Source organism: Rhodococcus sp. NPDC003383, from assembly GCF_053589115.1.
This window is the reverse complement of record NZ_JBSFRG010000058.1, coordinates 1-12,479: the sequence shown is the minus strand read 5'-3', so window position 1 is coordinate 12,479 and position 12,479 is coordinate 1. Positions and strand designations below refer to the sequence as shown.

Here is a 12,479-nt window from a genome sequence, read left to right as displayed (position 1 = left end):
GTGAACGTGTTGTGGGCGATGCTCCGCGACGAGGCGGTCTACCAGCCCGCGTCTACCGTCGCGGCGGCTTGACAACTTCATTGAGATTCCTCCTGCGGTCGTCGGGTGCACTCGGTGTCTTCCGGATGCACTGGAAACAGCGTATGCACCGATCGACACAATGGGAGGCATGCCGAACACACTCGCGCCCGGACGGGACGTGGTCGTGGAGACGGAGGTCAAGCACTCGCGCTTCCTCGCCGCCCTGCGCCGGGTCGAATCCGCTGCCGACGCCGCCGCGTTCACCGACGAGCAACGCCGTCTGTACCCGGATGCGCGGCATCACTGCTGGGCGTTCGTCGTCGGCGACGAACCGGCCTCGCGGGCCGAGCGGTCCAGTGACGACGGAGAGCCCGGCGGCACCGCGGGCGTCCCGATGCTGCAGGTGCTGCACCACCGCGACGTGGTGAACGTGGCGGTGGTCGTGACCCGCTGGTTCGGGGGGATCAAACTGGGGGCGGGCGGGCTCGTGCGCGCCTACTCGGGGGCCGTCGCGGTCGCGCTGGATTCGGCGCAGCTGGTGCCGCGCGAGCGGCGGGAGGTGTTCACCCTCGCGGTCGGGCACGGGGACGCGGGCCGTGTCGATGCGGAACTGCGCGGTCGCGGGGTGAGTGTGCTCGGGGTGTCGTACGAGGACCGGGCGAAGTTCACGGTCGCGGCGCGGGACCCGGAGCAGCTGGCGAGTGTGGTGGCGTCGGTGACGTCCGGCGCCGGGGAGCTGGAGCCCGTCGGCCGGGAGTGGATCGACGGATAAACGCGTCGTGCGCGGTTTCGGTAGTGGGAACTACCGAAACCGCGCACGGAGGGCGGAAGCCGCTTACAGGGACTTCAGGATCTCGCGTGCGAGAGCAGCGGTCTCGGACGGCGTCTTGCCGACCTTGACGCCGGCCGCCTCGAGGGCGTCCTTCTTGGCCTGCGCGGTGCCCGAGGAACCGGAGACGATGGCGCCGGCGTGGCCCATGGTCTTGCCCTCGGGGGCGGTGAAGCCGGCCACGTAGCCGACGACCGGCTTGGTGACGTTGGCCTTGATGTAGTCGGCGGCACGCTCCTCGGCGTCGCCACCGATCTCACCGATCATGACGATGACCTTGGTCTCCGGGTCCTTCTCGAACGCCTCGATGGCGTCGATGTGGGTGGTGCCGATGACCGGGTCGCCGCCGATGCCGATGGCGGTCGAGAAGCCGTACTCACGCAGCTCGAACATCATCTGGTAGGTCAGGGTGCCGGACTTGGACACCAGGCCGACCGGGCCCTTGCCGGTGATGTTCGCCGGGGTGATGCCGACGAGCGCCTCGCCCGGGGTGATGATGCCGGGGCAGTTGGGGCCGATGATGCGGGTCTTGTTGCCCTTCTCCACGTTGTAGGCCCACGCGTACGCGGAGTCCTGCACGGGGATGCCCTCGGTGATGACCACGAGCAGCGGGATCTCCGCGTCGATGGCCTCGACGATGGCGTCCTTCGAGAAGGCCGGGGGAACGAACGCGATCGAGACGTCCGCGCCGGTCTCCTTCATGGCCTCGGCGACGGAGCCGAAGACCGGCAGCTCGACCGGGTTGCCGTCCTTGTCGGTGTGCGACACGGTGGTGCCGGCCTTGCGGGCGTTGACGCCGCCGACGACCTGGGTGCCGGCCTTGAGCATCAGCGCGGTGTGCTTGGTGCCCTCGCCGCCGGTGATGCCCTGGACGATGACCTTGGAATCCTTGGTAAGGAAGATTGCCATTGTTCTGTGTGTCCCTTTACTTCGCTGCGGCGGCGAGCTCGGCAGCCTTGTCGGCAGCTTCGTCCATGGTGGCGACGAGCGTGACCAGCGGATGGTTGGCCTCGGCGAGGATGCGGCGACCCTCGTCGACGTTGTTGCCGTCCAGACGCACGACGAGCGGCTTGTTGGCCTCGTCACCGAGGATCTCGAGAGCCTTGACGATGCCGTTGGCAACGGCGTCACACGCGGTGATGCCACCGAAGACGTTGACGAACACGCTCTTGACCTGCGCATCGTTGAGGATGACGTCCAGGCCCGCAGCCATGACGGCCGCGGAGGCGCCGCCACCGATGTCGAGGAAGTTGGCGGGCTTCACGCCACCGTGCTTCTCACCGGCGTACGCGACGACGTCGAGGGTCGACATGACCAGACCCGCGCCGTTACCGATGATGCCGACCTCACCGTCGAGCTTGACGTAGTTGAGGTCGTTCTCCTTGGCCTTGAGCTCGAGCGGATCCGTCGCGTCCTTGTCCTCGAACGCGGCGTGGCCGGGCTGACGGAAGTCGGCGTTGGCGTCGAGGGTGACCTTGCCGTCGAGCGCGAGGATCTGGTCGTCCGGCGTACGGACGAGCGGGTTGACCTCCACGAGGAGAGCGTCTTCCTTGACGAAGACCTCCCACAGCTTCTGGATGGTCACGGCCGCGGCGTCGAGAACCTCGGCGGGCAGGTGGCCCTTCTCGGCGATCTCACGGGCGAAGGCGAGGTCGACACCCTTGACGGCGTCGACGGGGACCTTGGCGAGACGCTCCGGCTTGGTGGCGGCGACCTCTTCGATCTCCATGCCACCCTCGACCGAGCACATCGCCAGGTAGGTGCGGTTGGTGCGGTCGAGCAGGAAGGAGATGTAGTACTCCTCCGCGATCTCGCTGGCCTCGGCGACCAGAAGCTTCTTGACGATGTGACCCTTGATGTCGAGGCCGAGGATGTTCTCGGCGTGGGTCTGCGCGTCGTCTGCGGTGGCGGCGTACTTCACGCCACCGGCCTTGCCACGGCCACCGACCTTGACCTGGGCCTTGACCATCACCGGCTTGCCGATTTCCTCCGCGATCTCGCGGGCACCGGCGACCGTGTCGGTAACACGGCCGGCCGACGTCGGCACGTCATGCTTGGCGAAGAGTTCCTTCGCCTGGTATTCGAAGAGATCCATCTGCTCACCGTCTCGTCTGCGTTCACGCCCGCTCGGGGGTTTTGAGCGGGCCAGGTTCGGACTCTAGTTACTTGGAAGCCCCATGAAACGATCGCACTCGGGCCATGTGGCGCATGTCACGGAGTGCGAGGGCTCGCGAGCTACCTCACGGAGATTCCTCCCGGAGTGTGAGCGACGCCGCAACCAAGAGGAGCACCGCCCCCAGGATGACAGGTGCCACTCGGGCCACCTCGACCGGATCCTCGATCACGCCCCGGACCAGCGCCCACGAGGACGCGTACACGGCCGTCGCACCGGCCGCACCCAGCAGCAATGCCCCTCCTCGCGCGGGTCGCGACCGCACCGCCACCGCCGCGGCGACGCCCACCGCGACCGCGAGCAATGCACGTCCCCACAGGTCGTATCCCCACGGATAGGCGAGCACCGACCCGGCACCGTGATACAGGGGCACGGCCGACCCGACGACGCACACGACGGCCGCCACCGCGACGACCACGCGCGTGCGCGCGGTGACGTGCCGGTCGGCCGAGGTGTCGATCCGATCGCGCTCGGCGGCCCCCGCGACGAGGACCGCGACACCGGCGGCGGCCGCACCCACCAGGGCGCAGAACACGACGGTGGTCCCCGGACCGGCGCCGACCCCCGGCAGATCCGCGGCCACCACCCACGCCTGCAGCACCGCGGCGGCCGTCGCCACGACCGCGACGATCGGCACCGCGACCGCCGGCCGCACCGTCTCGGCGTATGCGGACAGCAGCAGCCACACGCTCAGCGCCGCCAGCAGCAGCCCGGCGACGAGCAGCACGCGGGTCTGCGGCAGGTCCGGGACGTCGTGGCCGGCCGGCACGGAGAGCGTGGGCAGCAGTGCCCCGACGACGGCGAGCGCGGCGGTGACGAGACCGAGGACACCGGCGACGGCGTGTGCCCGGCCGGAGCGGAGAACGCCGACAGGTCCCGGCCGGACCGGACGGGCGGCACGCCGCGCACTCGCCGCGGGCATCGCGGCGGCGAGTACGACGAGGAGCACCGCGGCGATGGTTCCGGCAACGGTCGCCGGCGTCGGTGAGAGCCGGTCCCCGGCCAGGCCCGCGGCGAATCGTGGCGCGAGCAGGGCGAGCGCGGCCGCTCCGGTCCCGGCGATCGCGCCCGACGCGGCGGCCGTCGTTCCGGAACCGAGCGCCCACGCCACGGTGGCGAGCGCGAACGTCGCGGCGAGCACACCGCCGAGCGCAGTGGTCGCGGGAGCGTCGAGCACCCCGCGCGCGACGATCACCGGGTCCGCCGACACGACCACCGGCGCGAGCAACCCGACGGCCACCGCCGTCGCGGCGCCGACGATCCCGGCGACGACGGGCGTGCCCGGCCGGGTACCGACCGGTCCCTCGTGGGCGTGCGGGGCGCCGGCCGCGGCGATCGCACCGGCCACACCGGCGAGCACCGAGCCCAGGTGCCCGGCGAGCAGCATCGCGGAACCGGGACCGGCGGCGAGCGCCGCGGCAGTCACGGGACGGAAGAGTTCGAACCGGTTCGCGTCGATCGCGTCGACGAACAAGGTGAGATCGGCGAGCGCTGCGCCCGCGGCGATACCCCCGGCCCCGGCGAGCAGAGCGCCGGCTGCGGTAGCCGATCGGCGCGCGACCGCGAAGGCGGCGACGGGGATCGCCGACGCGGTGAGCGCAGCGACAACCGTGGCGACGAGGATCGCGGATCCCACGTCGCCGGTTCCGGCCCGCACGACCGGCAGCAGCGGCGCCGCCGCGACGGCGAGGGCACCCAGGACGGAGAGCGCGAGTCCGAATCGGAGTGGTGGGGGGCGATTCGACACGGGGCGACGCTACGCGACCTGTATGTCACCGGACCGTGACACACCGAAATGTTCTGTATCGGCGGGGCAACTGCGGAATGTTTCCGCTTTTGCCGCAGGTGAGACTGTGATGCCGCTCACAGCGCCTGGGCGTGTCTCCCGTATGGGTTGCCAGCCCAGCGATCGTTTCGTTACGGTCCCTTTGGTCGAAATAACGGTCAGGTCACGAACGGGAGGAACGGCGAATGAGCCCGAGCAGTCAGCTCACCAGCCGTGGGGTCCACGACGGATCATCGGAGACCGACCACTACGCAGGCGCTGGCTACTCCGCAGACTCCGGTTACTACACGGAGTCCGGGTACTACGACTACGAGTCCGACTACTACACCGACGCCCCCTACCACTACGGCGACGACCAGCCGACCGCCGCGCCGTCCTACGCCGACCGGTCCTACTACGGGCAGGCCCCCTTCCGTGACGTCGGCGCCCAGACCTACTACGAGAACGATCCGGTCGACGTGGATGCCCCGGCCCGCCGTGGCGGCGCCCACCGCATCCCGACGCCGCCGAGCGCGCTCAAGGGCCGCGCCGCGGTGTTCGCCGTGGCGGCCGGCGCAGTCGTCGCCGCAGGCCAGGCCGCAACGAACGGACCCTCTCAGGGGTCCGAGCACTCCGAGGTCGCACTCGCTGCGAACGAGTCCGATTCGAACGTCATCACCGCCACCGCGGTACCCCAGGCTTCCCAGTTCGCCGCGACCGCCTCGGACGGCGCTGCTCCGTCGCAGGCGCCGCAGGTCCTCAACATCGCGGACCCGAACGATCTCTCCCAGTTCTCGAACCTGCTCGCGAAGGGCCAGCGGTTCAGCGAGGAGCGCGCCGCCCGCGAGGCCGCCGCCCGTCGCCCGCTGTTCGTCCTCCCCGCCATCGGCACGTTCACCTCGAACTTCGGTGCCCGCTGGGGCACCCTGCACGCAGGCGTGGACATCGCCGGCCCGATCGGCACCCCGATCCTCGCGGTCGCCGACGGCGTCGTCATCGATTCCGGTCCCGCTTCCGGCTTCGGCCTGTGGGTCCGCCTGCAGCACGCCGACGGCACCGTCACCGTCTACGGACACGTCGACCAGACCCTGGTGAGCGTGGGCCAGCAGGTCATGGCGGGCGACCAGATCGCGACGATGGGCAACCGCGGCTTCTCGACCGGCCCGCACCTGCACTTCGAGGTGCATCTGAACGGCACCGACAAGATCGACCCGGTTCCGTGGCTCGCGACCCGCGGTATCAGCCTCGGCATCGAGCAGGACTGAACCAGCTCACCGGCGACGGTCGGCGGACCCCGCGCGGCGCCGGAACCCCGTTACCGGAGCCCCGGCGCTATCTCTCCCCTAGAGCTTGACCATCGGCACGCCGCCGACGAGCATCAGCCGCACCTTGCCGGCACTTCCGAAGTCGATGACGACCGTCGCGGTCGGTCCCGACCCCTTCGTCTCGAGCACCGTCCCGAGCCCGTACTTGTCGTGACTGACCCGGTCCCCCACCGCGAGCACCAGCTGATTGTTGCGGGCGCGCGCACTGCCGAACCCGCCGCCCGATCCGGAGCCGCCACCGAAGCCCGAACCGCCCCCGAAGCCGGATCCGACGCCGCCGTAGCCGCGTGAGCGTCCGGACCCGATGGCGTGGCCGGCCGAACGAACCGGCTCCTCCCGCTTCCATTCGATGAGGTGCTGCGGAATCTCTTGCAGGAAACGCGATTCCGGGTTCGACACGGGCTGACCCCAGGACGAGCGCAGGACCGCGCGGCTGAGGTAGAGCCGACGTCGGGCCCGCGTGATCCCCACGTACGCCAGGCGGCGTTCCTCGGCCAGCTCGGCCGGGTCGCCGAGCGCGCGCATGTGCGGGAACTGCCCGTCCTCCCAGCCGGTGACGAACACGACCGGGAACTCCAGGCCCTTGGCGGTGTGCAGCGTCATCAGCGTCACGACGCCGTCGTCGTTCTCCGGGATCTGGTCCGCATCGGCGACGAGCGAGACCTTCTCCAGGAATGCGGGCAGCGATCCCGGTTCCGGATCGCCCTCGTCCCGCTCGATGTCCTCCAGCCCCGCCGCATTGCGCGCATCGGAGCTGAATTCCCTTGCCACACTGACCAACTCGTTGAGGTTGTCGAGGCGGGCGCCGTCCTGCGGGTCGTCGCTCGCGGCGAGTTCCGCACGGTAGCCGGTCCGTTCGAGGATCGCCTCCACCAGATCACCGAGATCGACGAGTTCGTTTCCGTCCGAGTCGGTTTCGGTGAGCATCGCGCGCAGTCGGTCGAGCATCTCGGTGAACGCGGCAATTGCCTTCTGGGAACGCGTGTTCAGCAACGCGACCTGGCCGGCGGCGGCGTCGGCCAGCGCCTGCCCGAAGCCGATCCCGAGCCGCTCGGCGTGCACCGCGACGCACGCCTCGGCGCGGTCGCCGATGCCGCGGCGCGGGGTGTTGAGGATGCGGCGCAGGCTCACCGTGTCGTCCGGGTTGGCGAGCACCTTCAGGTACGCGACCAGGTCGCGGACCTCCTTGCGCTCGTAGAAGCGCACCCCGCCGACGACCTTGTACGGCACGCCGTGGCGGATGAAGACGTCCTCGAGTGCCCGGGAGGAGTTGTTGGTGCGGTAGAAGACGGCGACGTCGGCGAACTTGACCTCCCCGGCGGCGGTGAGCCGGTCGATCTCCGCGGCGACGAACTGCGCCTCGTCGTGTTCGTTGTCGGCGACATAGCCGACGATGAGATCGCCCTCGCCGGAGTCGGTCCACAGCCGCTTCTCGCGGCGTCCGGCGTTGCGGGAGATGACGGAGTTGGCCGCCGACAGGATGTTCTGCGTGGAGCGGTAGTTCTGCTCGAGCAGGATGGTCCGGGCGTCCGGGTAGTCGCGCTCGAACTCCTCGATGTTGCGGATCGTCGCGCCACGGAAGGCGTAGATGGACTGGTCCGCGTCGCCGACGACGCACAGTTCGCTCGGCGGCACCGGGCTCCCGTCTCCGGCCTCACCGACGAGCGTGCGCACCAGCACGTACTGTGCGTGGTTGGTGTCCTGGTACTCGTCGACGAGCACGTGGCGGAACCGGCGCCGGTAGTACTCGGCGACCTGCGGATGAGCCTGCAGCAGCGCGACCGTCTCGCCGATGAGGTCGTCGAAGTCGAAGGCGTTCGCCGATCGCAGCCGCTGCTGGTAGTGGGCGTACACGGTCGCGACGATGCGCGGCAGCTCCGCGGGGTCGCCGTCCGCGTCCGCGGCGGCCTCCTGCGGATCGATCAGCTCGTTCTTCAGGTTCGAGATCTGGGTGGCGAGCAGGCGCGCCGAGTACTTCTTGGTGTCGAGATCGAGATCCTTGACGATCATCGTGAGCAACCGGCGCGAGTCGTCGGCGTCGTAGATCGTGAAGTTCGAGTTCATGCCGGGCAGCAGGGCCGACTGGGCCCGCAGGATCCGCACGCAGCTGGAGTGGAACGTCGAGACCCACATGCTGTTGGCACGCGGCCCCACCAGCTGCGCGACGCGTTCGCGCATCTCGGCCGCGGCCTTGTTCGTGAACGTGATCGCCAGGATCTGACCGGCCGCGACACCGCGCTCGGCGAGCAGGTACGCGATCCGCCTGGTGAGCACCGCCGTCTTGCCGGAGCCGGCGCCGGCGACGATGAGCAGGGGACCACCGTCGTGGGTCACCGCTTCCCGCTGCTGGGGATTCAGGCCCGCGAGCAGCGAGTCGGACGAATCCGCACTCGCTCGCCGGGGTGAATCGGAGTCGGGGTGGCCGAAGGCAACGGGAGTGTTCATCGTCGTACCAAACTACCGGCGGACCCCGACAATCGCGTAGACGGGCGATCCGGACGTTCCGGCCAGGTCGCCCTTACTTGGCGACCGGATTCCACGGATGGCAGACTGGTTTGCATGTCATGTGACCGCTGTCGACCGGATGGACAGGATGCACTACGGTGTCGGTTTCCCAGCACCGACGCCTGACCGCACGGTCCTGATCCACCTCCGGCGGTAACGCCCACCGGTTCCGGAGCGATCCCAGTTCTGACGCGAGGAGATGACATGAGCACCAACATCGACGCTGCCACATCCGACTCTGCCGCCGACGTCCCCGCCAGCCAGGCGGAGATCGACGAACTTCGCAAGGAGATCGACCGACTCGACGCCGAGATTCTCGCCGCGGTCAAACGCCGCACCGAGGTCTCGCGAATCATCGGCCGTACCCGCATGGCTTCCGGCGGCACCCGTCTCGTGCACAGCCGTGAGATGAAGGTGCTCGAGCGGTTCAGCGATCTCGGCCAGGAGGGTCACACCCTGGCGATGCTGCTGCTCCGCCTCGGCCGCGGCCGACTCGGCCAGTAGTAGCCACAACCGACTCGGCCGGTAGCCGCACGGGCTTCCGGCCGTAGCCGTCGGCCTACTCGAAGGCGATGTACTTGGTTTCGAGGTACTCCTCGATGCCTTCATGTCCGCCTTCCCGTCCGATCCCCGACGCCTTGACCCCGCCGAACGGCGCGGCCACGTCGGAGATCACCCCGCGGTTGACCCCGACCATGCCGGATTCGATCGCCTCGGACACCCGCAGCGCACGATCGAGGCTGCGCGTGTACATGTAGGCGGCCAGGCCGTACTCGGTGGCGTTGGCCGCGGCGATCGCTTCGTCCTCGGTGTCGAATCCGGCCACCGCCGCCACCGGGCCGAAGACCTCTTCCCGCAGGATCCGCGCGGACGTCGGGACGTCGTCGAGGACGGTCGCCGGGTAGAACCAGCCCGGCCCGTCCGGAACCTTGCCACCGAGCCGCACCCGCGCACCGTTCGCGACCGCATCGTCGACGAGGGTGGTGACGGTGTCCTTCTGGTCGGCGTCGATCAGCGGTCCGAGTGTCGTGTCCGGATCGGTGCCCGGTCCGAGCCGGTAGGCGGCCATCTTCTCGGTGAGTTTCGCGACGAACTCCTCACGCACGGAGTTCGCGACGTGAATCCGGTTCGCGGCCGTGCAGGCCTCGCCCCCATTGCGCAACTTCGCGGCGAGCGCGCCGTCGACCGCGGCGTCGAGATCGGCGTCGTCGAACACCAGGAACGGCGCGTTGCCGCCGAGTTCCATCGACGTGCGCAGCATCGCATGCCCTGCCTTCTCGGCCAGGGCGCGGCCGACGCTCGTCGACCCGGTGAAGGTGAGCTTGCGCAGTCGCGGGTCGTCGAGCAGCGGACCGGTCACGGCACCCGCGTGGGAGGTCGGCAGCACCGAGAGCACACCCTTCGGCAGGCCCACCTCCTCGAACACCCGGGCGAGCAGCAGCATCGTCAGCGGGGTCGCCGACGCCGGTTTGACGAGCATCGTGCAGCCGGCGGCCAGCGCCGGCGCGATCTTGCGGGTCCCCATCGCCAGCGGGAAGTTCCACGGCGTGATCGCCAGGCACGGGCCGACGGGCTGCTTCGTGACGAGAATGCGCCCGGTACCGGCCGGCGAATGGGTGTAGCGGCCCGCGATGCGGACCGCTTCCTCGGAGAACCAGCGAAGGAACTCGGCGCCGTACCGGGCCTCGGCGCGGCTCTCCGGCAGCGCCTTGCCCATCTCGAGGCTCATCAGCAAGGTGAACTCCTCGGCGCGGGCGGTGACCGCCTCGAAGGCCGCGCGCAGCAGCTCACCGCGTTCGCGGGGCGCGGTCGCCGCCCACTCCGGCCCGGCCGCGACCGCCGCGTCCAGTGCTCTGGCCGCGTCGGCGGGACTCGCGTCGGCGACTTCGGTGAGGACCTTCCCGGTCGCCGGATCATGAACGGGAAAGGTCGCGCCGTTCTCCGCAGCGGCCCAGTCGCCGCCGAGGAACAGATCGGTGGGCACGGTTCGCAGCATCTCCGAGATGTCCATGTCCCCATCATGCGCCCGCGCATTTCACATCGGTTTCCGACCGACCGGTAACTTCCGTTCCGCACTAGTCTCTGCAGACATGGAAAACGTGACGCGAACCGCCCCGTGGCAACAGCTCGCCGAACATCGTGCGGAGATCGAGTCGCTGCACCTGCGCGAGTTGTTCGCGGCGGAACCGGGTCGCGCCGAGGCGTTCACGCTCACCGCCGCCGACCTGTACATCGACTACAGCAAGCACCTGATCACCGGCCGCACCCGCGAGTTGCTGCTCGACCTGGCCCGCGCGTGCGGCGTCGAAGCACACCGCGATCGGATGCTCGCCGGCGAGCACATCAACACCTCGGAGGACCGCGCGGTGCTGCACACGGCGCTGCGGCTTCCCCGCGAGGCGACGCTCACCGTCGACGGCCAGGATGTCGTCGCCGACGTGCACGCGGTGCTCGACAAGATGGGTGAATTCACCGACCGGGTCCGTGACGGCCGGTGGCGCGGCGCCACAGGGGAACGCATCACCACGGTCGTCAACATCGGCATCGGTGGGTCGGATCTGGGTCCGGTGATGGTGTACCGGGCGTTGCGGCACTACGTCGACGCCGGTGTCGAGGCCCGGTTCGTCTCCAACATCGATCCGGCGGATCTGACCCACAACCTGCAGGGTCTCGACCCGGCCCGGACGCTGTTCGTCGTTGCGTCCAAGACGTTCTCGACGCTCGAAACCCTGTCGAACGCGACCGCGGCGCGGCGCTGGCTGGTCGCGGCGCTCGGCGAGGACGCCGTCGCGAAGCACTTCGTCGCGGTGTCCACCCACAAGGAGCGGGTCGTCGAGTTCGGGATCGACCCGGAGAACATGTTCGGGTTCTGGGACTGGGTCGGCGGCCGGTATTCGGTGGGCTCGGCGATCGGGTTGTCGGTGATGGCCGCGATCGGCAGGGAGCGGTTCGCGGAACTGCTCGCCGGGTTCCACGCGATGGACACCCATTTCGCGACGGCGCCGCTCGAATCGAACGCGCCGGTGCTGCTCGGTCTGCTCGGCGTCTGGTACACCAGCTTCCTCGGGGCGCAGTCCCGCGCGGTACTGCCCTACAGCAACGATCTGGTGCGGTTCCCCGCGTATCTGCAGCAGCTGACGATGGAGTCGAACGGCAAGTCGGTGCGCTCGGACGGCACCGCGGTGGACTATCCGACCGGGGAGATCTTCTGGGGTGAGCCGGGCACCAACGGCCAGCACGCGTTCTACCAGCTCCTGCATCAGGGCACGCACCTGATCCCGGCGGACTTCATCGGCTTCGCCCGCCCCCTCGACGACCTGCCGACGATCGACGGACGCGGCTCGATGCACGACGTGCTCATGTCGAACTTCTTCGCGCAGTCGACGGTGCTCGCGTTCGGCAAGTCCGCCGAGCAGATCCGCGCCGAAGGCACCGACGAGGCGCTGGTGCCGCACAAGGTGATGCCCGGCAACCGCCCGTCGACGACGGTCCTGGCCCCGTCGCTGACCCCCTCCACGCTGGGTCAGCTGATCGCGCTGTACGAACACGAGGTGTTCGTGCAGGGCGTGATCTGGGGTATCGATTCGTTCGACCAGTGGGGTGTCGAACTCGGCAAGGCGCAGGCGCTCGCGCTGGAGCCGGCGCTGACCGAGCCGGAAGAGCCCGCATCCCTGGGGGATTCGTCGACAGACGCGCTGATCCGCGAGTACCGGCGGCTCCGCAACAGCTGACGATCTACGCGGCTTCTGCGAATTCGCTCGTGCTGCACGGTAGTTGTCAACCTGCCTGAGACAGGTAGTGGTTGATGTTGATTCCGGTGAGGACGGGGAGCTGTGGCGCGAGCGGGCGACGGTGAAACCG

9 protein-coding genes are annotated in these 12,479 nt (G+C 69.3%); 4 read left to right on the top strand and 5 right to left on the bottom strand.

Annotation, left to right across the window (positions count from 1 at the left end):
- The first annotated feature begins 169 nt into the window (after positions 1-169).
- Positions 170-793 carry an IMPACT family protein gene (locus ACWDTS_RS27950; protein WP_450109286.1) on the top strand — a complete coding sequence of 208 codons (624 nt, stop codon included), beginning with the start codon at positions 170-172 and terminating at the stop codon, positions 791-793.
- Between the two features lie 63 nt (positions 794-856).
- Here the strand turns inward: ACWDTS_RS27950 and sucD are convergent, their stop codons facing one another.
- The 3 genes from sucD to ACWDTS_RS27935 all read right to left on the bottom strand — a co-directional run bounded on the left by sucD (position 857) and on the right by ACWDTS_RS27935 (position 4,770).
- Positions 857-1,759: a succinate--CoA ligase subunit alpha gene (sucD, locus tag ACWDTS_RS27945; protein ID WP_197255412.1), complete on the bottom strand. Its 903-nt coding sequence runs from the start codon at positions 1,757-1,759 to the stop codon at positions 857-859.
- 16 nt (positions 1,760-1,775) lie between these two features.
- Positions 1,776-2,945 (bottom strand): ADP-forming succinate--CoA ligase subunit beta, encoded by a 1,170-nt coding sequence (gene sucC / locus ACWDTS_RS27940; RefSeq protein ID WP_197255410.1) that lies wholly within the window; start codon positions 2,943-2,945, stop codon positions 1,776-1,778.
- A 145-nt stretch (positions 2,946-3,090) separates the two neighbouring features.
- Positions 3,091-4,770 (bottom strand): hypothetical protein, encoded by a 1,680-nt coding sequence (locus tag ACWDTS_RS27935; RefSeq protein WP_450119449.1) that lies wholly within the window; start codon positions 4,768-4,770, stop codon positions 3,091-3,093.
- 224 nt (positions 4,771-4,994) lie between these two features.
- On the opposite strand from ACWDTS_RS27935, the gene ACWDTS_RS27930 reads away from it, so the two are divergent.
- Positions 4,995-6,053, top strand: a complete 1,059-nt coding sequence (locus tag ACWDTS_RS27930; protein WP_450119448.1) for a M23 family metallopeptidase — start codon at positions 4,995-4,997, stop codon at positions 6,051-6,053.
- 78 nt (positions 6,054-6,131) lie between these two features.
- Here the strand turns inward: ACWDTS_RS27930 and pcrA are convergent, their stop codons facing one another.
- On the bottom strand, positions 6,132-8,558 hold the full coding sequence (gene pcrA / locus ACWDTS_RS27925; RefSeq protein ID WP_450119447.1) for a DNA helicase PcrA: 2,427 nt from the start codon (positions 8,556-8,558) through the stop codon (positions 6,132-6,134).
- A 264-nt stretch (positions 8,559-8,822) separates the two neighbouring features.
- On the opposite strand from pcrA, the gene ACWDTS_RS27920 reads away from it, so the two are divergent.
- Complete coding sequence (locus ACWDTS_RS27920; RefSeq protein WP_197255404.1) at positions 8,823-9,122, top strand: chorismate mutase; 300 nt, start codon at positions 8,823-8,825, stop codon at positions 9,120-9,122.
- Positions 9,123-9,177: 55 nt separating this feature from the next.
- On the opposite strand, the gene ACWDTS_RS27915 is transcribed toward ACWDTS_RS27920, so the two are convergent.
- Positions 9,178-10,629, bottom strand: a complete 1,452-nt coding sequence (locus ACWDTS_RS27915; RefSeq protein WP_450109282.1) for an NAD-dependent succinate-semialdehyde dehydrogenase — start codon at positions 10,627-10,629, stop codon at positions 9,178-9,180.
- 79 nt (positions 10,630-10,708) lie between these two features.
- On the opposite strand from ACWDTS_RS27915, the gene pgi reads away from it, so the two are divergent.
- Positions 10,709-12,349, top strand: coding sequence for a glucose-6-phosphate isomerase (pgi, locus tag ACWDTS_RS27910; protein WP_197255402.1), 1,641 nt, complete (start codon positions 10,709-10,711; stop codon positions 12,347-12,349).
- Positions 12,350-12,479: the final 130 nt, after the last annotated feature.